Source organism: Bosea sp. BIWAKO-01 (assembly GCF_001748145.1).
Classification (GTDB): domain Bacteria; phylum Pseudomonadota; class Alphaproteobacteria; order Rhizobiales; family Beijerinckiaceae; genus Allobosea.
The window spans coordinates 2852171-2873530 of the sequence record NZ_BCQA01000001.1 but is presented as its reverse complement, the minus strand read 5'-3'; the positions used below and the strand labels follow the sequence as shown (position 1 = coordinate 2873530).

The 21360-nt window shown below is 65.1% G+C and carries 19 protein-coding genes; 5 read left to right on the top strand and 14 right to left on the bottom strand.

Features of this window, described 5'->3' with window-relative positions:
- Positions 1 to 94: 94 nt before the first annotated feature.
- Positions 95 to 913 (bottom strand): ABC transporter ATP-binding protein, encoded by an 819-nt coding sequence (locus tag BIWAKO_RS13335; RefSeq protein WP_069879078.1) that lies wholly within the window; start codon positions 911 to 913, stop codon positions 95 to 97.
- Positions 910 to 2847: an AMP-dependent synthetase/ligase gene (locus tag BIWAKO_RS13330; protein ID WP_069882451.1), complete on the bottom strand. Its 1938-nt coding sequence runs from the start codon at positions 2845 to 2847 to the stop codon at positions 910 to 912. The genes BIWAKO_RS13335 and BIWAKO_RS13330 overlap by 4 nt, the downstream gene beginning before the upstream one ends.
- Before the next feature lie 378 nt (positions 2848 to 3225).
- Between BIWAKO_RS13330 and BIWAKO_RS13325 the strand changes: the two genes are divergently transcribed.
- Positions 3226 to 3963: a bestrophin-like domain gene (locus tag BIWAKO_RS13325; RefSeq protein WP_069879077.1), complete on the top strand. Its 738-nt coding sequence runs from the start codon at positions 3226 to 3228 to the stop codon at positions 3961 to 3963.
- A 26-nt stretch (positions 3964 to 3989) separates the two neighbouring features.
- On the opposite strand, the gene BIWAKO_RS13320 is transcribed toward BIWAKO_RS13325, so the two are convergent.
- Positions 3990 to 4664: a Crp/Fnr family transcriptional regulator gene (locus BIWAKO_RS13320; protein WP_069879076.1), complete on the bottom strand. Its 675-nt coding sequence runs from the start codon at positions 4662 to 4664 to the stop codon at positions 3990 to 3992.
- Positions 4665 to 4783: 119 nt separating this feature from the next.
- Positions 4784 to 6061 carry an MFS transporter gene (locus BIWAKO_RS13315; RefSeq protein ID WP_084651335.1) on the bottom strand — a complete coding sequence of 426 codons (1278 nt, stop codon included), beginning with the start codon at positions 6059 to 6061 and terminating at the stop codon, positions 4784 to 4786.
- Between the two features lie 105 nt (positions 6062 to 6166).
- Here BIWAKO_RS13315 and BIWAKO_RS13310 point away from each other — a divergent pair, with 105 nt between their 5' ends.
- Positions 6167 to 6643, top strand: coding sequence for a winged helix-turn-helix transcriptional regulator (locus BIWAKO_RS13310; RefSeq protein ID WP_069879075.1), 477 nt, complete (start codon positions 6167 to 6169; stop codon positions 6641 to 6643).
- Between the two features lie 15 nt (positions 6644 to 6658).
- Here BIWAKO_RS13310 and BIWAKO_RS13305 read toward each other — a convergent pair whose 3' ends face one another.
- Both BIWAKO_RS13305 and BIWAKO_RS13300 read right to left on the bottom strand, forming a co-directional pair.
- On the bottom strand, positions 6659 to 7252 hold the full coding sequence (locus tag BIWAKO_RS13305) for a LysE family translocator (RefSeq protein WP_069882449.1): 594 nt from the start codon (positions 7250 to 7252) through the stop codon (positions 6659 to 6661).
- 127 nt (positions 7253 to 7379) lie between these two features.
- On the bottom strand, positions 7380 to 10937 hold the full coding sequence (locus tag BIWAKO_RS13300) for an indolepyruvate ferredoxin oxidoreductase family protein (RefSeq protein WP_371331937.1): 3558 nt from the start codon (positions 10935 to 10937) through the stop codon (positions 7380 to 7382).
- Positions 10938 to 11193: 256 nt separating this feature from the next.
- On the opposite strand from BIWAKO_RS13300, the gene BIWAKO_RS13295 reads away from it, so the two are divergent.
- Together BIWAKO_RS13295 and BIWAKO_RS13290 are read left to right on the top strand one after the other, a co-directional pair.
- Positions 11194 to 11844: a DUF1007 family protein gene (locus BIWAKO_RS13295; protein ID WP_069879074.1), complete on the top strand. Its 651-nt coding sequence runs from the start codon at positions 11194 to 11196 to the stop codon at positions 11842 to 11844.
- Positions 11835 to 12854 (top strand): nickel/cobalt transporter, encoded by a 1020-nt coding sequence (locus BIWAKO_RS13290; protein WP_069879073.1) that lies wholly within the window; start codon positions 11835 to 11837, stop codon positions 12852 to 12854. The genes BIWAKO_RS13295 and BIWAKO_RS13290 overlap by 10 nt, the downstream gene beginning before the upstream one ends.
- Before the next feature lie 31 nt (positions 12855 to 12885).
- Here BIWAKO_RS13290 and BIWAKO_RS13285 read toward each other — a convergent pair whose 3' ends face one another.
- The 6 genes from BIWAKO_RS13285 to BIWAKO_RS13260 all read right to left on the bottom strand — a co-directional run bounded on the left by BIWAKO_RS13285 (position 12886) and on the right by BIWAKO_RS13260 (position 18425).
- A complete protein-coding gene (locus BIWAKO_RS13285; RefSeq protein ID WP_084652233.1) occupies positions 12886 to 13833 on the bottom strand; it encodes a DUF6454 family protein in 948 nt (315 codons plus the stop codon).
- 131 nt (positions 13834 to 13964) lie between these two features.
- A complete protein-coding gene (locus tag BIWAKO_RS13280; RefSeq protein WP_069879072.1) occupies positions 13965 to 14354 on the bottom strand; it encodes a nitrile hydratase accessory protein in 390 nt (129 codons plus the stop codon).
- Positions 14341 to 15000, bottom strand: a complete 660-nt coding sequence (gene nthB / locus BIWAKO_RS13275; RefSeq protein WP_069879071.1) for a nitrile hydratase subunit beta — start codon at positions 14998 to 15000, stop codon at positions 14341 to 14343. Before nthB ends, BIWAKO_RS13280 begins: the two co-directional genes overlap by 14 nt.
- Positions 14997 to 15623 (bottom strand): nitrile hydratase subunit alpha, encoded by a 627-nt coding sequence (gene nthA / locus BIWAKO_RS13270; protein WP_069879070.1) that lies wholly within the window; start codon positions 15621 to 15623, stop codon positions 14997 to 14999. Before nthA ends, nthB begins: the two co-directional genes overlap by 4 nt.
- 10 nt (positions 15624 to 15633) lie before the next feature.
- Positions 15634 to 16830, bottom strand: coding sequence for an amidase (locus BIWAKO_RS13265; RefSeq protein ID WP_069879069.1), 1197 nt, complete (start codon positions 16828 to 16830; stop codon positions 15634 to 15636).
- 5 nt (positions 16831 to 16835) lie between these two features.
- Positions 16836 to 18425, bottom strand: a complete 1590-nt coding sequence (locus BIWAKO_RS13260) for a gamma-glutamyltransferase family protein (protein WP_069882446.1) — start codon at positions 18423 to 18425, stop codon at positions 16836 to 16838.
- 113 nt (positions 18426 to 18538) lie between these two features.
- Here BIWAKO_RS13260 and BIWAKO_RS13255 point away from each other — a divergent pair, with 113 nt between their 5' ends.
- Positions 18539 to 18778 (top strand): hypothetical protein, encoded by a 240-nt coding sequence (locus tag BIWAKO_RS13255; RefSeq protein ID WP_069879068.1) that lies wholly within the window; start codon positions 18539 to 18541, stop codon positions 18776 to 18778.
- A 2-nt stretch (positions 18779 to 18780) separates the two neighbouring features.
- Here the strand turns inward: BIWAKO_RS13255 and BIWAKO_RS13250 are convergent, their stop codons facing one another.
- Together BIWAKO_RS13250 and BIWAKO_RS13245 are read right to left on the bottom strand one after the other, a co-directional pair.
- Complete coding sequence (locus BIWAKO_RS13250) at positions 18781 to 19146, bottom strand: DUF1850 domain-containing protein (RefSeq protein ID WP_069882445.1); 366 nt, start codon at positions 19144 to 19146, stop codon at positions 18781 to 18783.
- A complete protein-coding gene (locus tag BIWAKO_RS13245; RefSeq protein WP_084651329.1) occupies positions 19143 to 21281 on the bottom strand; it encodes a TRAP transporter permease in 2139 nt (712 codons plus the stop codon). Before BIWAKO_RS13245 ends, BIWAKO_RS13250 begins: the two co-directional genes overlap by 4 nt.
- Positions 21282 to 21360: the final 79 nt, after the last annotated feature.

Below are 21360 nucleotides of genomic sequence, written 5' to 3'. Positions count from 1 at the left end.
CTCGGGGTCGCAAGTGGAAGCTTCGATGATTCCGACATCAGCCGGCATCCCCTCGAACTCCGCGTATCGGATCCGTGCAGCATTGATGCCTCCCTCAATGCGCCACGCCGAGATAGGCATCGATCACCTTCTGATCCTGCTTGACCTCGTCGGGAGTGCCGTCGGCGATCTTGCGGCCGTATTCGAGCACGACGACACGATCGGACAGGTCCATGACCACGCCCATATCGTGCTCGATCAGCGCGATCGTCGTGCCGAACTGGTTGTTCACGTCGAGGATGAAGCGGCACATGTCCTCCTTCTCCTCGAGGTTCATGCCGGCCATCGGCTCGTCGAGCAGCAGGAGTTCCGGCTCCATCGCCAACGCCCGGCCCAGCTCGACACGCTTCTGCAGCCCGTAGGGCAGCTTGCCGACCGGCAGCTTGCGGATGTGCTCGATCTGCAGGAAGTCGATGATATCCTCGACCACCTTGCGATGCTCGATCTCCTCGGCCATCGCCGGCCCCTGCCGCACGGCCTGCCAGAAGAAGCCGCGCCGCATCTTCAGCGTGCGCCCGGTCATGATGTTGTCGAGCGTCGACATGCCCTTGAACAGCGCGACGTTCTGGAAGGTCCGCGCGATGCCGGCCGCAGCCGCCTGATGCGGCTTCATCCTGGCGCGACGCACGCCCTTGTAGGTGATCTGGCCTTCCTGCGGATGATAGAAACCATTGATGCAATTCAGCATCGAGGTCTTGCCGGCCCCGTTGGGGCCGATGATGGCGCGCACCTCGCCCTTGCGGATGTCGAAGGAGACGCCGGAGATCGCCTTCACGCCGCCGAAGCGCAGCGAGACATTCTCGACCGAGAGCAGGATCTCGCCCTTCTTGGCGGGGATCGGCGTGCCTGTGACGTTCATGGGTTCTGCATTCATGCTGCCCTCGCCGCGCCGGGTCGCTCGGGCGCCGTTGCCGGGTAGGTCTTGGCGTCACGCACCTTGACCCGTGCGGAGATCACGCCCTTGCGGCCATCCTCAAAGGTGACTTCGGTGGAGATGTCAGCCTCACTCGAGCCGTCATAGAGCGCGTTCACCAGGGGCGCGTAGCGTTCGGCGATGAAGCCGCGCCGGACCTTCTGGGTCCGCGTCAGCTCGCCGTCGTCGGCGTCGAGTTCCTTGTGCAGGATCAGGAAGCGCTTCACCTGGGCCCCGCCCATCGCCGGCTCGGACGCCAGCGACTTGTTCACCTCGTCGATATGTTTGGCGATCATGCCGTAGACGAGATCGTGGCCGGCCAGTTCCTGATAGGAGGCATAGACGACATTGTTGCGCTCGGCCCAGTTGCCAACGGCAGTCAGGTCGATATTGAGCGCAACGGTTGCGTAGTCGCGGCCCTGGCCGAAAGCGACCGCCTCCTTGATGTTCGGATAGAACTTGAGCTTGTTCTCGATGTATTTCGGCGGGAACAGCTCGCCGGAATTGAGTTTCCCGACATCCTTGGCCCGATCGATGATCTTGAGATGGCCGGTCTCGTCGAAGAAACCGGCATCGCCGGAACGGACATAACCATCCGCCGTCATCGTCTCGGCCGTCTTCTCCGGATCCTTGTAATAGCCGCCGAAGATCGAGGGTGACCGGTAGAGGACCTCGCCATTCTCATCGAGCTTGATTTCGACCAGCGGCGCCGGGCGGCCGACGGTGTCGGCCCGGATTTCGCCATTGGGCTGCATGGTGATGTAGACCCCGGCCTCGGTCTGGCCGTAGAGCTGCTTCAGGTTGACGCCGATCGACCGGTAGAACCGGAAGATCTCGGGGCCGATCGCCTCGCCGGCGGTGTAGCCGACCTTGATGCTGGTCAGGCCGAAACGATTGCGCAGCGGAGCGTAGATCAACGCGTCGCCGAGCTTGTAGAGCAGCCGCGCTCCGAGCGGGACCGGTTCGCCGTTCAGGATCTTCTCGCCATGCTTCTTCGCCACGCCGAGGAAGAAATGGAACATCTTGCGCATCAGGGGCCCGGCATCCTCCATGCGCACCATGGTGATGGTCAGCATGTTCTCGAAGACCCGGGGCGGCGCGAAAGCGTAGGTCGTGCCGACCTCGCGGCGATCATCGATCACCGTCTCAGGCCCTTCCGGGCAGTTGACGCAGAAGCCGGCGACGATCGCCTGCGCATAGGAGAAGACATGGTCGCCGACCCAGGCGATCGGCAGATAGGCGATGACCTCGTCTTCCTCGTTCAGCCCGTCGAACTGGCAGCCGATCTCGGCGGCCGTGATGACGTTGTAATGGCTGAGCATCACGCCCTTGGGGCGGCCGGTGGTGCCCGAGGTGTAGAGGATGACGGCGAGGTCCGAGCCGATGCCGGCCTCCATCTCGCGGTCGAGCGCAGCCGGAGCGGCTGAATTCGCCTGCAGCGCCTTGGCGCCGGCTTCGATCACGCGACCGATGTCGTGCAGCTTGGCATGGTCGTAATCGCGCAGGCCGCGCTGCTCGTCGTAGAGCATGTTCCTCAGGCGCGGCAGGCGATCGGCGATCGAGAGCACCTTGTCGACCTGTTCCTGGTCCTGGACGCAGGCAAAGACCGCCTCGGCATGGTCGAGCACATAGGCCATCTCGTCGGCGACGGAATCCGCATAGACCGGCACCGGAATGGCGCCGAGCCATTGCGCCGCGCACATCGACCAGTAGAGGCGTGGCCGGTTGTAGCCGATGATCGCGACCTTCTCGCCACGCTTGAGACCGAGCTCCTGCAATCCCCTGGCATAGGCACGAACCTGCTCGGCCATCTCGGCCCAGTTCCAGGATTGCCAGATGCCGAGATCCTTGTGCCGGTATGCCGTGCGGCTGCCGCGCTCACGCGCATTGCGCATCAGCAATTTCGGAAAGGTATCCGCCTGGCCGGCGGTTGCGCTTGCCACGGTTGCGTTCTCCCTGTCCGGCCGCCGTACATTGCAGCAGCCTTCATTCCGGGCCGGTTCCGACCTCTTTGTTCATGCAAGCCTTGCAGGCCCGACACATCTTCGCAAGGAGGCACTTGACAGACAACCTGTTATTTGGTCGCTATTGTCCCGCCGAGGTGTGCGAGAGCTTGAATTCTTGCAGCATGAGCAGCTTCGGCAAGCCAGAATTCCGGGCCTGCCGAGCCCGAGGACGACCCTATCTGTGAGAGTTGTGCGAACTGACTGCGCTGTCTTTTCGATGTTCTGAAAATTAACACCGCAAGGCAGCCAACAACCAGGCGCCACTCCATGAACCCTTACGTCATCGGCGGCATCGCCTTTCTGTGCGTGTTCGGCGCGGCCCTGATCGGGATGTTCTTGCGCGCGCGCCTGCCGGAACACCACTTGAGCTCGGATTCCCGTGACGCCATCAAGCTCGCGACCGCGATCATCGGAACGCTCTCAGCGCTCGCACTTGGCCTCCTGATCGCCTCCGCGAAACGATCGTTCGACGACGCCGGCACGGGCCTGAGGACAACCGCAGCGCGCGTCGTCCTCCTCGACCGGGTCATGGCACAGTACGGAGAGGAGACAAGGGAGGCGCGCGAAGTGCTCCGCAAGCTCCTCGAACTGCGGCTGAGCGATGCCGGCAGCGAGAGAACGCTGGACGACGGCCTCGACATCGAAACGGTCCAGGGAGCGCTGCGAAACCTGTCGCCACCAACCGACGCCCAGCGCTGGCTTCAGGGACGCGCCCTTCAACTCACCGGGCAGATCGCGGAAGCGCGGTGGATGCGAGCCGAAACCGAGGTCGGAGGGTTTCCTGGCGCATTCCTGGCCATTCTCGTGTTCTGGCTCGCCTTGCTCTTCGCCTCGTTCGGTCTCCTGGCCCCGGGCAATGGAACGGTGGTGGCGACCTTGTTCGTCTGCGCCTTGTCCGTGACAGGAGCGCTGGTGCTGATCATCGACATGGATCATCCCTATCTCGGGCTCATCCGCATCTCGGACGCACCATTGCGGCAGGCGCTCGGGCGCCTCGGTCGGTAGCCCCGCCCGTTGGCGACAAGCCGCCCCTAGCCCTCGTAGCGCGCGAGCCGATCCAGATCGAGGATGGTCACCGAGCCGTGGCCGACCTCGAGCAGACCGAGGTCCGCAAGCTTTGCCAGCCCCTGATTGGCCATCTGCCGCGACATGCCGGCGAGCAAGCCGAGTTCCTCCTGCGAGATCGCCAGCGTCAGGCTCTGGTCGGGATAGAGGATCGGATTGAACAGCCAGGCGAGGTTGCGCGCCAGACGGGCGGTCGAATCCAGCATCCGCTCGTTCTCCGCCAGCGCGATGAACTGGCCGAGTCGTTCGTTGAACTGATGAACGAGGAAGCGGTTGAAGGCCGCACTGTGCTCGAACAGCCAGAGGAACGTCGAGCGCCGCATCAGGGCGAGCTGCGTGTCGCGCAAAGCCACCAGATCATAGCGGCGTGGCTCAGCCTTGATCACCGTGCCCTCGCCGAACCAGGCGCCCGCGCGCAAGCCGGCCAGCGTCGCGGATTTGCCTTCCTTGGAGGTGGTGCTCATTTTCACCAGCCCCTCGGCAACGCCGGTCCAGGATTCGAGCCGGTCGCCGACATGGCAGATGTAATTGCCCTTGCCGTAGGATTTCAGGCTGATCCCGCGGCGCGCTTCCTCAAACTCTTCCGGCTTCAGGTCGCGGGACCAGGCAGCGATGCGGCGCAGGTCTTCGGGAGAGATCAAGGCATGTTCACCGCGCGTTGGAGCGGGCATGGACCCGCAGTGCCGGCTCAGTATGCGGCGTCGGAGGCGGCGAACTCAAGCCCGGCGCGCCAGGTCGCGTTGCTATCGATCTTTCCCATTCATTCGGCTCGGATCTCCACGGGCTGGTGTCGGCGGGTCGCTGCCCAGAACAGCAGCGCCGACAGGCTGATCGCGGCTCCCAGCACGCAGACGCCGATCCAGCCTGCGCGGGCAAAGACCATGGTCGAGGCGATCGAGCCCAACGCGCTGCCAACCGAATAGAAGACCATATAGCCGCCGACGAGCCGGCTACGGGCGTCGGGCCGCACCGCGAAGATCATGGTCTGGTTCGTGATATGCACGGCCTGGATCGCGAGATCGAGCAGGACAACGCCGAGGATCAGGTTCCAGAGCGATATGCCCATCAAGGCGATCGGAATCCAGGACAGCGCCATCAGGCCGAGCGACAAACCGGTCACGTGCTGGCCATAGCCGCGGTCAGCGAGCGATCCCGCCCAGGAGGCAGCAAGTGCCCCCGCCAGTCCGACGAGACCGAACATTCCGATCTCGGTATGAGACAGCGAGAAGGGTGCAGCGCTGAGCGGTAGGACCAGCGACGTCCAGAACACGCTGAAACCGGCAAAGATCAACAAGGCGAGCACGGCTCGTACCCGCAGGATCGGCTCTTTGACGAACAGGCCCACAACGGACGCGAGCAGCTCCGGATAGGAGATCCTTGTCGCGACGCGGTGATGTTTCGGCAGCACCTGGAACAGCAGGCAGGCCATCAGCACCGTGAGCACCGCCGACGCCAGATAGACCAGGCGCCAACCCCCGACATCGGCAAGCACGCCCGAAACGAAACGCGCCAGCAGGATGCCGATCACGATCCCGCTCGTGATCCTGCCGACGATCCGCCCGCGCTCCCTGTCCGCCGCCATGCTTGCTGCAAAGGCAACGAGCACCTGCACGACGACGGCAAGCAGGCCAACGGCCACCATCCCCGCCAGCAGGAAGGCAGCGTTCGGTGCCAAGCCGACGACGAGCAGCGCCAAGCCAGAGAGCAATGCCTGCGCGCCGATCAGCCGCCGCCGATCCAGCAGATCGCCAAGCGGCACGATGAAGATCAGCCCGAGCGCGTAGCCGATTTGCGTCATCGTCACGACGCCGCCGATCGCCGCCGGGCTGATCGCAAGATCGCGCGCCATCACATCGAGCAGCGGCTGGGCGTAATAGATATTTGCCACGCTGAGGCCGCAAGCAACGGCGAAGAGAAGTGTCACGGCGCGTGAAGGGCCGGTGCTCGCCGTGATGTCTGGTTCCTGTCCCGGCGCCCCGCTACGAGTGGGACGCTCTGCCAGTGATGAGACGGCAAGTGCTGAATTCTGGGGCTTCATCGAGTCGTCCTGCGCAATATGGTCTTATAATAGGACCATATTGCGCGATATCGAATCAAGTCCTATCTTAAAACCAGACTTCACGGGAAAGTGAGATGGGGACCGATGGTCAGACGCACCAGCCTCAAGGAGGCAGATTGCCCCGTCGCCCGCGCCCTGGACGCGATCGGCGATTGGTGGTCCCTGCTGATCATTCGCGATGCATTCAGCGACGTGCGGCGTTTCGGTGAATTCCAGAGGAGCCTCGGCGTTGCCAAGGGCATCCTCGCCACGCGGCTGCGCAACCTGGTCGAACTCGGCGTCCTCGAGATCGCGCCAGCCTCGGATGGCAGCGCCTATCAGGAATATGTGCTGACCGAGAAAGGCCGCGGCCTCTTCGTCGTCGTTGCGGGATTGCGGCAATGGGGGGAAGACCAGTGCTACGAGCCGGGTGAGCCCCACTCCGCACTTATCGACAACGAGACCGGGCAGCCTGTCGGGCGCCTCGAATTGCGTTCCGCCGACGGGCGAGTCCTTGGCCCGCTCAACACGACCGTGCGCTTGGCCGCATCACCGTCCACAAAGCCCCATGGCGGGGCCTGAGCCTGCGGGCGGGCCTCAACGCACCAGCGCGAATGCGACCGACGCGATCAGCAGAATGGCGAAGACGATATTGATGGCCCGGTTCAACCGCGGTCGGCGAAAACAGCGGGTCAACGCCGCTCCCGTGGCGAGCCAGAGCAGATTGACCGCGGCGATGATCGCCATCAGCACTGCCGCCTTCGCCAGCGCATCGGCGGCAACCCGCTCGCGCAACAGGACGAAACCGGAGAACAGTGCCGCCATCGCCGCATAGCCCTTCGGATTGACGAGCGACAGCAGGGCACCTGCGGCGAAGGACGGTCGCTGGCCGCGTTCACTCGCCTCTCTCAGGGGCGGCGCAGTGGCGATGCGATAGGCCAGATAGAGAAAATACCCAGCCGCAGCGATCGTCACCAGCGGCGCCACGCCAGGCAGCGCCATCAGCACCCCGACCATGCCGCTGGCGGTGATCGCGATGACCGCGGCCATACCGCTGGTGATGCCGGCAGCATAGACGAGCCCCCCGCGGGCACCGAAGGCAGCACCGGTTGCAGCCAGGCTCAACGTGGCAGGTCCAGGACTGCCCGCGAGTGCGAGCCCGGCAAGCACGAAACCGAACAACTCCTCCATGCTGCGCCTCCGCTGGTGGACGAGCAGCATGTTGTCAGGCCTGGGCAGCTGAATGTCTTGAACGATCGTGCGGGCCAGATCGGCCGGCAGAGGTCATCCCGCTGGGACGGCCCCGGCCCAGACCCGGCTACTCGGCCGCTCTCGGCATCGCCAATGCCGCAGCGGAGCCGTCACGCAGCCGGACCAGGAGATCCGTTTCCTCGGCCTTGGCCTGCTTGAGGTGGCGTTCCTTGACATGGCCAAACCCACGGATCTTCTCCGGGATTGCCGCCAGTGCCACGCAAAGCGCATGGTTCTCCGGTGTCAGCCGGTTCACCAGCTCGCCGATCAGCGCGTCGTATTCAGCGATCAGCCGACGCTCCGTTCTGCGTTCCTCGGTACGGCCGAAGATGTCGAAGGCCGTGCCGCGCAGGCCCTTCAGCTTCGCCAGCAGGCCAAAGGCCTTCATCATCCAGGGGCCGAAGCTCATCTTGCGCGGCAGGCCGGTATGGGGATCGACCTTGGCGAGCAGAGGCGGCGCGAGATGAAACTCGTAGCGCAGCCTCTCACCCGAAGCGCTGTCCTTCTCGAAGGTGGCGGCCACCTGCCTCTGGAACGCGCCATCGGCATAGAGGCGCGCAACCTCATACTCGTCCTTGTAGGCCATCAGCTTGAAAAGATAGCGCGCCACGCTCTCGGCAAGCGCGCTCTGCCCTGGCAAGACCTGGACTTCCTTGACCTGGATGCGCGCGACAAGATGGCGATAGCGCGCCGCATAGGCCGCATTCTGGTAGGCGGTGAGATAATCGACGCGGCGCGCGATGATCTCCTCCAGCGTCTGCGAGAGATGCCGCGCCCGCGTCGGCGCCTTGGCCTCCGCAAGGGCAGAGATCAAAGCGTCCGGATCATGCGCCGCACGCCGGCCGAGCTCGAAGGCCTGCTTGTTCATGGCGACCGCTTCGCCGTTGAGCTCGATCGCCCGGAGCAGCGAGGCGCGCGACAGCGGCACGCCGCCGAACTGCCACGCATAACCGAGCATGAACATGTTGGCGGCAATGGCGTTGCCGAGGAAAGCGTTCGCAGCCGCCGTCGCATCGACAAGATGCGTCCGCTCACGCCCTGACGCCGAGATGATCGCCCGCTTCAGCCGCTCGATCGGCAGCGAGAAATCCGCATTGCGGGTGAAATCCCCCGGCATGCTCTCGGCCGTATTGACCACGACGGTCGCGCCATCCGGTCGTATCGCGCCAAGGACCTTCTTCGAGCCAGTGACCGTGAGATCGCAACCGAGCACCAGATCCGCCTGACCGGCGGCGACGCGAATGGCGTGAATGTCTTCGGGCCGCGGCGCGAGCTTGACATGGCTGAAGACCGCCCCGCCCTTCTGGGCAAGACCGGCCATGTCGATCATGCCGCAGCCCTTGCCTTCGAGATGCGCCGCCATGCCGAGAATGGCGCCGATCGTCACCACGCCGGTGCCACCGACACCGGTGACGACGACCGCGAAACTGCGATCGAGGGCCGGAACCTGCGGCTCGGGAAGCTCGCCTGCACTGAACGCTCCGGCATCGAGCCGGCGCGGCGCCGCCTTCTTCGGCCGGGCGCCATGCACGGTGACGAAGGAGGGGCAGAAGCCCTTCACGCAGGAAAAGTCCTTGTTGCAGTTCGACTGGTCAATCTGGCGCTTGCGGCCGAACTCGGTCTCCAGCGGCTGCACGGAGACGCAGTTCGACTGCACGCCGCAATCGCCACAGCCTTCGCAGACGAGTTCATTGACGATCACCCGCTTGTCGGGATCGGGATAGGCGCCACGCTTGCGCCGGCGGCGCTTCTCGGTGGCGCAGGTCTGGTCGTAAAGCAGCAACGACACGCCCGGAACCTGCGCAAGCTCGCGCTGCACGGCGTCGAGATCGTCGCGATGATGGATCGTCGTGCCGGCGGGCCATTGCGTGCCCGGCGGGTATTTGTCCGGTTCGTCGCTGACCACCGCGACGCGATGCACACCTTCCGCTGCGATCTGGCGGGCCATCTGGTCGGGCGTCAGATGTCCTTCCGCCTGCTGGCCGCCTGTCATGGCCACGGCATCATTGTACAGCAGCTTGTAGGTGACATTGACGCCGGCAGCGACCGCCCAGCGGATCGCGAGCGAGCCGGAATGCGTATAGGTGCCGTCCCCGAGATTCTGGAAGACGTGCTGCCGCGTCGAGAACGGCGCTTCGCCGATCCAGTTCGCGCCTTCGCCGCCCATCTGGGTGAAGCCGGCGGTGCTCCGGTCCATCCACTGCACCATGTAATGGCAGCCGATGCCGGCATAGGCGCGCGAGCCTTCGGGCACCACGGTGGAGCTGTTATGCGGGCAGCCCGAGCAATAGTACGGCGTGCGCTTGGCGATGTCCTGGGCCTCGGCGAGGCGCCCTTGCGCCTGGGCGATCTCCTCGAGCCTCGCCCGCAGCGCCGGGTCGTCCTTGTACTGCAGCAGCCGCGCGCCAAGCGCGATCGCGACGTCGTTGGGATCGAGCGCGCCATGGACCGGGAAGAGCCATTCGCCGTTCTCGTCCTTCTTGCCGATCACCATCGGTTGGTGCTTGGAGCCATAGAGCTCCTCGCGGACCTGCACCTCGATCAGCGAGCGCTTTTCCTCGACCACCATGACGAGGTCGAGCTTGGCGGCGAAGTCCTTCAGCTCGCCCGGATCGATCGGCCAGGGACAGGCGACCTTGAACAGGCGGATACCGAGATCATTGGCGCGAACCTCGTCGATGCCGAGATCCTCCATCGCCTGGCGGACATCGAGATAGGATTTTCCGACGGTGATGATGCCGATGCGCGGCTTCTTGCCCCCGGAGGTGATGGTCTGGTTGAGCTTGTTGGCGCGCAGATAGGCCAGCATCGCTGCGCGCTTGTGGATATGCAGCCGCTTCTCCTGATCGACGAAATCCAGCTCGCGGCGGATGCTCAACCCGCCCGGCGGCATGACGAAATCAATCGGCGAGACGATCTTGACCCGGTCGACCGAGCCATCGACGGATGCCGTCGACTCGATATTGTCCTTCACGCATTTGATGCCGACCCAGACCGAGGCAAAGCGCGAGAGCGCGATGCCGTGCAGGGAATAATCCATGATCTCCTGAACGCCGGCCGGGTTCAGGATCGGCATCATCCGGTCGACGAAGACGAACTCGGTCTGATGCGCATTGGTGGACGATTCAGCGGTGTGGTCGTCGCCCATCAGGCAAATGACGCCGCCATGGGGCGAGGTGCCCGCCATGTTGCCATGGCGGAAAACGTCGCCACTGCGGTCCACCCCCGGGCCCTTGCCGTACCAAAGCGCGAAGACGCCGTCATGCTTGCCTTCGCCCTGCAGTTCGGCCTGCTGCGTGCCCCAGACCGCGGTCGCGGCCAGATCCTCGTTCAGTCCCGGCTGGAAGACGATATCGGAGGCCTTGAGCTGTTTGCCGGCCCGGAGCAATTGCTGGTCGAGCCCGCCCAGCGGCGAGCCGCGATAGCCCGAGACGAAGCCCGCCGTGCTCAGGCCGGCGCGGCGGTCGCGCTCGCGCTGGACCATCAGCATGCGGGCGATCGCCTGCGTCCCGGTCAGGAATATCTGCTGTTTCGAGAGGTCGTATTTGTCGTCCAGCGCGACCTCGCGCAACGCGCCGGCCTCGGCCAGGTCTGCGGTGCCGGACTTCTGTTCCATCTCGGCCATGGCCGACCTCCCCGATCGTCCCGTTACGGCAGAATGGGGCCAGTTGGTCCGGCCTCCAACTTGATATTATGTCAGCAATGCTGACATATCTCTTCGTTACGGTCAATCACTCTGGGATCGTTCCAGAATGCGCCGCGATTTGGCCCCCTTTGCAAGTGATGGGTGGGCTTCGAACCGGCCTTGGCATTGGCCGCCGTTTACGGTTGGTTAACCATGTCGGGCCAGCTTCGCCGCTGAAATCGAGGGATTCCCTGTCGTGACCCGATGCCGCCGCGGCCTACTCATTCTCGCCGGACTTGCGGCCTGGCTCGGGTTCACCGGCCTCGCGGCCGCGCATCCCCATGTATTCGTCAGTGCGCGCACCGAGATCCTCTACGCTCCCGACGGCAGCGTGAAGGCGCTGAAGCATATCTGGAGCTTCGACGAGGCTTATTCCGCCTTCATCACGCAGGGGCTCGACAAGAATGGCGACGGCAAACTGACACCTGACGAGCTGGCGGAGCTTGCCAAGGTCAACATGGAATCCCTGCCCGATGTCGGCTTCTTCACCATCGCCAAGGCAAACGGCAAGGTGCAGGCCTTCGGTGAGCCGAGCGAGGCTGCACTCGCCTTCGAAAACAAGATCCTGACCTTGACCTATGTCCTGCCCCTCAAGCAGCCAGCCGCCGCCAATCGGTCCTTCGGCATCGAGATCGGTGACCCGACCTATTTCGTCGCCTTCGACATCGCCGAGGCAGCGGACGCCGTGATCGCGCGCGATGCACCCAAGGGCTGCGTCGTCCGCATCGCTCGACCGCCCAAGCTCGACGCAAGCGTCCAGCAGAAGCTCGCGCAGGAAGACATCACGGCCCAGCCCGACATGAGCGGATACCAGGTCACGACGCGCGCACTGGTCGCATGTCCCTGAGTGCGCCGCATGCGACGTCGCTGCGCCTGCCTATCGTCTCGCGCAGGCTCGCCCTGATGGCCCTCTCGATTCTGGCTGTCGCAGGAGCCCTTGCCGTCCTGGCCTATGTGATTGCGAGCGTGAGCCCACCACCGCCCCCGCCACCGCGCAACCCCTTCGGGACTGCCTTACCCCGCGAGGCACTGCCTTCGACGACGGGCATCGGCGCGCTGCTCCTGTCCTGGCAATCGGCCTTCTATCGCGAACTCACCGCGACGCTGAAGGCGATCCACACCAGCAGCGCGGCCCTGCCCGGCCTGCTTGCGCTGGCCTTCGGCTATGGCGTCTTTCATGCAGCCGGCCCCGGCCACGGCAAGGCAGTGATCTCCGGCTACATCGTCGCCGATAATCGCAGCCTCAGGCGTGGCCTCGCCTTGAGCTTTGCCGCCGCGATCCTCCAGGCTGCGGTCGCCATTGCACTGGTCCTGATCTTGACGATCGCGTTGAGAGCAACCGCTGCGACCATGAGCGCGACGACGACGATGATCGAGCAGGCGAGCTTCGCGCTGGTCGGGCTGGTCGGATTATGGGTGCTCTGGCGCAAGGCCGGAGCGCTGCTCGTCCTGTCGGGAGATGCCGCCGCACATGATCCGGCCTGCGACCATGTTCACATGCCAGGCCCCGACGAGATCGCCAGATTGCGCGGTTGGCGCGAGATGGCCGGCGTCGTTTTCGCGGCGGGCCTGCGCCCCTGCGCCGGCGCGCTGATCATCCTGGTCTTCGCCTTCTCGCAGGGGTTGCTCTGGGCCGGCATCGCCGCGACCTTCGCCATGGCGCTCGGCACGGCCCTGACCACGGGAGCACTCGCTGCGCTCGCGGTCTTCTTCAAGTTCGCCGCCCTGAAACTCGCCGGAGGCAGCAGCCTGCGCGGAGCAAAAGTGATCGCAGGGCTCGAACTGCTCGCCGCCGCCTTCGTCGCCGTGCTCGGCGCGGCACTGTTCCTCGGCCTCTGGGCCGCCCAGGGGAATTGAGCCCCCGGGGCGCCACCGCGCCTGGTTCGGTCTATTTGGCTGCCGCCTCGTAGATGAAGAGCACCGACTTGTCGTCATCCGGGATGAAATGGGCGCGCACGCCGTCGGCCGTCGGCTCGACCCAGAACGGATTCTGCGTCATCGGCAGCCCGGACGGCGACCAGAGCTCGATCGGCACCTGATAGACTGGCCGGTTATCCCTGAGGTCGACGATCTCGAATCCGCCGAGGCGAAAGATCGGCCCGTCCTTCGTGGCGCGATAGGCGTTGAGGCCCGAGCAGAGCATCCGGCTCATGCCGATATAGTGGCAGTCCTGATAGTCGATATAGAGCGCGGGATTGATGACCCGCAATTGCTCGGGCGCCGCGCCCGCATTGGTCACCCGGCCCTCGCCATCCAGGGTCCATTTGTAGAAGCGGCGCGACCCCCAGCTCACCCCGTGCAGCGATTTGTCGTCGGTGTTGTGGACGATACCGCCGATATGGTCCTTGAAGCGCAGCACCTCGGTCGCCTTCAGCGCCTCCGGATCGACCTTGTAGATGATCGACTGACTGTTCGGCCGATACTCGGCAACCGTCACCCAGATATGCTTCCCATCGAAATCGATGCCGCCTGGATGGTACATCGAGCCTTCGCCGAGCGTGATGCCGGCCAGCAGCTTCCCCTCGGCATCGACCTTGAAGAGATGGCCGACGCCCTCGCCGGTATCGCGATCATAACCGTCTTTCGGCTCGGAGAAGCGGATCGTCGGCTTCGTGATCTCGACCGAGGAGACGAAGAAGGCATCGCCGATCTTCAGCATGCCTTGCGGGTGATGTGTCGGGAATTGCAGCGGAACCGCAGCCTTCTGCGTCCATTGGGTGTTGCGGGTGAGTTTTTCGATGCGTCCGTTGAGTGCCGGATCGGCCGCATGGGCAGGCGCACTCAGACAGAAAGCAGCGAGTCCGACCAGGCAAGTTATCGTCTTATGCATCGTCATCATGCCCTCCCAGACGGCATGTTTCTCCGTGAGCGGAGCCGATGCCGATTGCAATGTCGCCTCTATCCAGCGCCCGGGAAAGCGATGTGACAAGGCTGCGCTGCAGTCTCGCCGAAGCGATGCGCGCGCCCTCAGCTCGCGCGCTGCGGATCGTTCTCCAGCAGGATCGGCTTGCCATGCGGCGTCGCCTCGGCTGCGCGCTCCCAGGACGCCGCCAGAGCGTCGACGCCCTCATGCGAGGCCAGCCCCTTGGCGATCAGGAGATGCTCCAGCGCCTCGCACCAGCGTTCGTAATAATCGGAACCGTCGCGGCAGCCGCCGGCCGCGACCGCTTCCCGGATTTCGGCCCCGAGCGCTTCCGCCCATTCCTGCGCGGAAAAGACGCCCCGGTTCTGCAGCGCAACGACCAGCGCGAAAGCCTGGGCCTGCCATGGTTCCGCGAAGACCGGCCCTTCGGCATCGCGCGGGATCGGCGTTCCCGCCGCAAGTGCATCGGCAAGGGCTGCGTCAGGCCGGCTCAAGATAGCTCTCCCACGCCTCGACGCTGACGCTGGACATCGGGTCCGCATCACGGCCCCAGAGCTCGGGGCCACTGAAGACCACCGTGTAGAGCCATTGCGCTGTTTCCGGCGCACCATGGGCCCCGGAATCCGGGAAGACGTGGTTGCCGCGCACAGCCTCGATCCGACCGAGCTTGCCACGGGCATAGCGCGGCAGGCGCGTATGGCCGGCGGGGTGCATCACGATGGTGCGTACCGGATCTCCGATCGCAAACCGCGCCGGCGCCGAAGCCTCCCGCTCATAGGGAAAGCCGCGCCGCAAGACGGCAGGGACATCTGCGCCCTTCAGCACGCGTTTGGGTGTTGTCCCCGCCCCTGCCGATGTGCCGCTGTCCATCTCGGCCGGCGTCGCAAAGCCGTGCCGCTGCAGCACCGTCCGCAACCCTTCGTACCAGATCTCGTAATAGGAGAAGGAAAGGTAATCGGCCGGTGGAATGCTCTCGCGCGCATGCCGGATCTCGTCGATGGTCCAGTGCCCCATGGCGCCCGCCGCGACATTCAGCGCGAGCATGCGGCTCTCCCATCCGCCATGGAAGACCGGCTCGTTTGGCTCCGGCATGACGGGCCCGAAGCCCATCTGGCCGCCGAGATCCTGCCCGCCATTCATGCTGACGCTCCCGCATCCGGCAACCCGACGCCAATCATCGAATCCCGCGTGACAATCCGGGCAAGTCTCTCCTCATCCCAGCCCTCGGTGCCGGCGGGGCGCTGCGGGATGACGAGGAAGCGCGTCTCGGCCGTCGAGTCCCAGACCCGGATGCGCTGGTCTGCAGGCAGCGTCACGCCGAAATCGGCCAGCACCCCGCGTGGATCGATGACGGCGCGCGAACGGTAGGGCGGTGACTTGTACCAGACCGGCGGCAGGCCGAGCACCGGCCACGGATAGCAGGAGCACAGCGTGCAGACGATGAGGTTGTGCTCGTCGGGAGTGTTGAACACGGCGACGATATGCTCCCCGCCGCGGCCGCCATAGCCAAGCTCGGCAACGGCCGCCGTGCCGTCCTGCCTGAGCCGTTCCGCGAAAGCGGGGTCCGTCCAGGCCTTCGCCACGACCAGCGCGCCGTTACGCGGGCCGACCTTGGTTTCGTAGGTCTCGACGATGGCATCGAGCGCCGCCGGGTCGACATAGCCCTTGGCGACAAGGAGCGTTTCCAGCGCCTTCACCCGCGCCTCGATTGGCGTGAAGTGATTGTCATGGTCGTGATGATGGTGGTGATCGTGCCCGCTCATGGCAGCCTCCTCAGGCAATCCTGATCCGTGCCGCCCGCTCGAACTTGACGGCGAAATGCACCAGCGACTTGTCCGAACCCTTCGGCCCGATCAGCGACAGGCCGAGCGGAGCCTCCTCGCGCTGCGCCGCCGGAATCGTCACCTGCGGAAAGCCGGAGAGGCCGGAAAGGCAGAGTAGCCGCAGCGCCCGGTTCCGGAAATCCTCCAGCTCGCCCTCGGTCGCGCTGACCAGCGGCGCGATATCCGGCACCGTCGGCAGGATCAAGACGCCGTCCGAGCCCAGCAGTCGCGCAAGCTTGGTCCGGAAGGCTTTGCGCAGGCTTTCACCCTTGGCGTAGTCCTCGTCACTCACCGATTTCGAAAAGGCGAAGCGTTCGGCGACGCCCGGTCCGAGCGGCGGTTGGAACCGCTCGATCATCGCACCATCGGCCTTCCAGGCATCGCGGCCCTGCACCCAGCGGAACGCCCAGTACAGCGCATCGATATCGCGCGCGACCTTGATGGTCTCCGGCTGACCCAGCAGCGGCAGCGCGCGCTGCACGACATTGCGTAGCACATTCTCGGCATCTGGCGTCGCTTGCGCAAACATGTCCTGTGCCAGCAGGAGACGCGGGATCTCCGGCAGAACCGACCGATCCTTGCCGAGCACGACATCGGCGACGCGGGCAAAGGTCTTGCCGTCGCGCGCGAACCAGCCCGGTGTATCCAGGCTCTCGGCCAGCGGCCAGGTCCGCTTCAGTGAAAGTCGGCCATGTGTCGGCCTGATGCCGAAGAGCCCGCCATAGCTCGCCGGCGCGCGGACGGAGCCGCCCGTGTCGGAGCCAAGCGCGATATCGGCGAGTTTGCCGGCAACGGCCGCCATCGAGCCCGAGGACGAGCCGCCGGTGATGCGGTCGGGCGCAGCCGGATTGATCGGCGCGCCGAAATGCGCGTTCTTGCCATTCATCGAGAAGGCGAGTTCGTCGGTGATCGTCTTGCCGACGAAGCGAGCCCCGGCATCCAGCAGCGCCTTCACGATGGGCGCCGTCTTGGTCTTGATCCCCGACTGCGCCAGCACCGTCGGCGAGCCTGCCCCCGTAGGATAGCCTTTGACGTCGAACAGATCCTTGACCGCGAGCGTCAGCCCGGCGAGCGGGCCATCCGTCGCGTGCTTAACCGGCGCCTCCGGATAGGGCATGAAACAGCGGAAGGGATCGTCCTTGACCATCAAGCTCAAACTCCCCTCGCGTCGCCATCGGAGCGTGGATCATGCGTCGCTTCGACATGGCCCTTCTGGTGTTTCACCAGCATGCCGGCATGGCCGAAGCTGTCGGCATAAGCCTCGCTGTACTCCTCGACCGGATGGCCGGCGGCAGTGAGCCTTGCCAGCAGCATCGGGTCGAACCGGCTTTCCAGCTTGAGCGAAAGCGAACCCGCACCCCAGGTCTTGCCGAAGAGCCAGCGTGGCGCATCGACGGCGGTCGCGGGATTCTGGCCGAAACGATAGCGGGTCAGGATCTGCGCCTGGAATTGTGGCTGACCGTCGCCGCCCATCGCGCCATAGGAGACCACGCGCCCGTCGTCGAAGCGGGCGAGCGGCGGATTCAACGTGTGGAAGGGCTTGCGGCCCGGCGCCAGCGGATTCAGCGCGGCCTTGTCGAGCGAGAAGGAGACACCGCGGTTCTGCCAGTGGATCCCGGTCTTGGGCAGGACGCATCCCGAGCCGTATTCCCAATAGATCGACTGGATATAGGAAACGGCGAGCCCCTTGCCGTCGATCGCGCCCATCCAGACCGTGTCGCCCTCGCGAGGCGCGAAGGGCCAGTTCGCGGCCCGCTTGCGGTCGATCGCCGCCGCCTCGCGGGTCAGGACTGCCTCGCTGAGGAAGCTCGCAGGATCGGCCTTCATATGCGCCGGATCGGTGATCTGGCGGTCGCGGATGGCAAAGGCCCGCTTGGTCGCCTCGACCAGCCCGTGATGATGGTCGAAGCCCTCCGCCCGCGTCACGCCGAGCTTCTCGAAGATGCCGAGGATCAGCAGTGAGGCGAGCCCCTGGGTCGGAGGCGGGAAATTGTAGACGGTCAGGCCCGGCAGCTTCATCGACAGCGGCTGGACGGCACGCGCCTTGAAAGCAGCGAGATCCGCCCGTGTCACCGGCGCACCGATCGCCTCAAGATCGGCGCCAATCTCCCGGCCGATATCGCCGCGATAGAAATCGTCGAGCCCCGCATCGGCGAGCTGTTTGAAGGTCCCGCCGAGCGCGTCCGGCTTCCGGCGCGCACCGGCCGTCGGCCGTTCGCCGTCCGGCCAGAAGAAACTGGAGAAACCCGGTGCAAGCTTGGTGGCCTCGGCCTCCTGCGGCCAGGTCCGCAGCTCCGAATCCGAGACGGCGTAACCGGCGTCGCAATGGCTGATCGCATCCGCGAGGAGATCGCGCAGCGGCATCTTGCCGCCGAGCGCCTTCGCCAGTTCCAGAGCGGCCTGCCAACCGCCGACCGCACCGGCAACCGTCACCGCCGCATCGGCGCCGCGGGAGGGGATGCTGTCATGCCCCTTCTCGCGATAGCGCTCGATCGTCGCCAATGCGCCCGCCGGGCCGCAGGCCTCGATCGCATGCACCTTGCCGCCGGGCTCGTGCACCAGCCAGAACCCGTCGCCGCCGATGGCGTTCATATGCGGATAGACCACGGCAATGGTCGCCGCCATCGCCACCATCGCCTCGATCGCATTGCCCCCTTCGGCGAGAACGGCGCGTCCGGCTTCGGAAGCAAGACGATGCGGCGCAGCAGCGGCCCCGGTTGAGAAAACAGGCGTATCGATCATCGAGGGGTTTTCAATCCAGCGGGGAGCAACCATTTGCCGGGCGGCGCGATTTTGTTGCATGCCGGCAGCGCGTCGGCTAGGTCGTAGCGCGCACGAATTATCAAGGAACGAACATGGCTGAAGAGCGTGGCACCTGGCGTACCCTGATCATGGTGATCTCGCTGGGCATCCTGATCGCTGTCGAGCTCTTCGGCGTCGCCTTGGCGTCGGGCTGGGCTCTCGCCGGCCTTTTCGAACTCGGCCATATCGTCGGCTATATCCTGATGGCAATCTTCTCGGGCTTCGCGGCCTACGGAATGCTCGCCTTCATGCGTCGCGTGTTCAAGTTCGAGCATATTGGCGAGCGCCACTGAACTCAGCCGCACGGCCTGAGAACGACCGGGTCGGCCTCCTCGGGCAGATAACTGCCCATCGGCCGGCAAGCTGACTGGACGCAGATCGTCCAGTCCGCCGTTGCCCCCGAACGCCGCATCACGACTTCGGGCAACGCCGGCAAGGCCGGCGTCCAGCGCCAGAAGCCGTCGCGCAATGTCGCGCCGTCGGGCGGATCCATGCCGGCGCCGGATCCTTCGATGCGGGCCTCGCCCAGCCGCAGGCCGTCCGGCGTCTCCCGCCAGACCTCTTCCCACCGCGTCTTCTGCACCGAGTGCCGCCAGCCGAGCGTGATCTCGTCGGCGCCGAGCGCGACGACCAGTGCGCCGGCCGCCAGACACAGGCTCACGCTGTGCTGCTCGCCCGCTGGCCGCGCGTCTCCCACCAGTGGCGTGCAACCAATGCCGCCGTGAGCAGATAGCCGAGCGCATCGCTGTAGGCGAACTCTCCGAACAGGAACACCGCTGCGACGAAGGCGAGGATGCGCTCCGTCACATTGAGACGGTCGAACAGATAGCCGATGGCGACGATCCCGAAGAGTCCGATGGCGACACTGGCCTTGAAGACAGCGTAGATCACCGAAGGCCAGAAGCCGATCAGGGCCGACATCGGGTCGCCCTGTTGCAGCATCAGTGCCGGCGAATAGACGGCGATGAATGGGATGACGTAGCCCGCCAGCGCGACACGCATCGCTTCCCAGCCGATCTTGTCGGGGTTTTCCTTCGCAATCGGCGCTGCCGCGAGCGCCGCCAGGGCCACGGGCGGGGAGAGGTCGGCCATGATGCCGTAATAGAACGCAAACATGTGGCTCACGATCAGCGGTACACCGAGCTGCTGCAAAGCCGGCGCCGCCAAGGCTGCCACGATGATGTAGGTCGGGATCGTCGGGATCCCGGTGCCGAGCAGGATCGACAGGATCATCGTCAGGACCAATGCCAGGAACAGGCTGGTCTTGCCGAGCCCGATGACCCAGGCGCCGAAGGTCGTGCCGATGCCCGTCTGCGTCATCAGGCCAATGATGGTTCCAACGATCGCGCACGCGATGCCGACCGGCAGCGCCGTCTTGGCCGCATCGGCCAGCGCATTGCGGCAGATCACCAGCGTCGCGCGACCGCCGATGGTGAGCGCATTCAGGGCGATCAAACCGGCGATCAGCCCTGCAACAACCCTGACGTCCATCCCGTCGCGCAGCAGCGCACCCGCAATCAGGCCGAGGCCGACCCAGAAGATCACGCGCAGCGTCATCGTCTTGAATCCGAGCGCGACACCGGTGCCCAGCAGCAGACCGACGGTGAGCGCCAGCCCGATCGTGCCGGCGAAGAGCGGGGTGAAGCCGTGGAACAGCATGAACACCAGAACGGCGAGCGGCAGCGCCAGATACCAGCGCTCGCGCAGCGCCTTGAGCGGGCTGGGCAGCAAGCGCCGCTCGATGCCCTTGAGGCCGTGTTTGCCCGCCTCGAGATGCACCATCCAGAACGCCGAAGCGAAATAGAGCACCGCGGGAATGGCTGCGGCCTTGACGATCTCCGAGTAATCCACGCCCAGCGTCTCGGCCATGATGAAGGCGGCCGCCCCCATGACTGGCGGCATGATCTGCCCGCCCATCGAGGCAGTGGCTTCGACACCGGCGGCAAAGGCGCGCCGATAGCCAAACTTGATCATGAGCGGGATCGTGAACTGTCCGACCGTGACGACATTCGCGACGCCCGAGCCCGAGATCATGCCCATCAGTCCAGACGAGAACACCGCGACCTTGGCCGGGCCGCCACGTGCGCTGCCGAAGAGGCCAAGCGAGACGTCATTGAAGAGGTGGATCATCCCGGCCTTCTCCAGGAAGGAGCCGAAGACGATGAAGAGGAAGATATAGGTCGCCGACACATAGGTCGGCACGCCGTAGAACCCCTCCGTGCCGAAGGACAGATGGCCGATGATCTGATCGAAGCCGTAGCCACGATGGTTGAATGGCGACGGCAGATACTGGCCGAAGAACCAGTATAGCAGGCACACGCCGCACATGATCGGCAGGGCATTGCCCATCAGCCGCCGCGCGGCCTCGAAGATGAGAACGATCAACAGGGTCCCGACCACGAGATCGGCCGTCGAGGGATCGCCATCGCGCAGGATCAGATCGGCGTAGAAGACGAGCTGATAGAGACCGACACCGAAACCGATGACGCCCAGCGCCCAGCCGGCCCAGCGCCCGGCATTGGTCTTCGCCTTGAAATTGGCGACGAGGCCGAAGCTGAGCAGCAGAAGGAAGCCGACATGGATGCCGCGCACCGCCTGGCTCGGCAGCACGTGCCATGCCGAGATCACGATCTGGAAACAGGCGAATGCGAGCGCGACGGCATAGGCCAGCAGGCCCCAGCGGCCGGGCCCGAAGCCCGGCGGAAAGCCGTGCTCGAAATTGTCGAGCGCCGCATTCTCGACCGGCGTCTCGCTTGCTCCGGAGAGCTCGTGCAGTTGGTCCGTCTGACTCGTCATCGCGTCGCGTATCCCCAATGGCGTGCGCATGCGCCGGCGCAGCCCGTCTGAGGGGCCTGCGCCGGGTGAGTTAACTGCA

Coding starts and splice junctions, on each gene's coding strand:
- BIWAKO_RS13335 (WP_069879078.1), bottom strand. CDS start 913: ATGAATGCAGAACCCATGAACGTCACAGGCACGCCGATCCCCGCCAAG.
- BIWAKO_RS13330 (WP_069882451.1), bottom strand. CDS start 2,847: ATGCGCAATGCGCGTGAGCGCGGCAGCCGCACGGCATACCGGCACAAG.
- BIWAKO_RS13325 (WP_069879077.1), top strand. CDS start 3,226: ATGAACCCTTACGTCATCGGCGGCATCGCCTTTCTGTGCGTGTTCGGC.
- BIWAKO_RS13315 (WP_084651335.1), bottom strand. CDS start 6,061: ATGAAGCCCCAGAATTCAGCACTTGCCGTCTCATCACTGGCAGAGCGT.
- BIWAKO_RS13310 (WP_069879075.1), top strand. CDS start 6,167: ATGGTCAGACGCACCAGCCTCAAGGAGGCAGATTGCCCCGTCGCCCGC.
- BIWAKO_RS13305 (WP_069882449.1), bottom strand. CDS start 7,252: ATGGAGGAGTTGTTCGGTTTCGTGCTTGCCGGGCTCGCACTCGCGGGC.
- BIWAKO_RS13300 (WP_371331937.1), bottom strand. CDS start 10,937: ATGGCCGAGATGGAACAGAAGTCCGGCACCGCAGACCTGGCCGAGGCC.
- BIWAKO_RS13290 (WP_069879073.1), top strand. CDS start 11,835: ATGTCCCTGAGTGCGCCGCATGCGACGTCGCTGCGCCTGCCTATCGTC.
- BIWAKO_RS13285 (WP_084652233.1), bottom strand. CDS start 13,833: ATGACGATGCATAAGACGATAACTTGCCTGGTCGGACTCGCTGCTTTC.
- nthB (WP_069879071.1), bottom strand. CDS start 15,000: ATGAATGGCGGGCAGGATCTCGGCGGCCAGATGGGCTTCGGGCCCGTC.
- nthA (WP_069879070.1), bottom strand. CDS start 15,623: ATGAGCGGGCACGATCACCACCATCATCACGACCATGACAATCACTTC.
- BIWAKO_RS13265 (WP_069879069.1), bottom strand. CDS start 16,830: ATGGTCAAGGACGATCCCTTCCGCTGTTTCATGCCCTATCCGGAGGCG.
- BIWAKO_RS13260 (WP_069882446.1), bottom strand. CDS start 18,425: ATGATCGATACGCCTGTTTTCTCAACCGGGGCCGCTGCTGCGCCGCAT.
- BIWAKO_RS13255 (WP_069879068.1), top strand. CDS start 18,539: ATGGCTGAAGAGCGTGGCACCTGGCGTACCCTGATCATGGTGATCTCG.
- BIWAKO_RS13245 (WP_084651329.1), bottom strand. CDS start 21,281: ATGACGAGTCAGACGGACCAACTGCACGAGCTCTCCGGAGCAAGCGAG.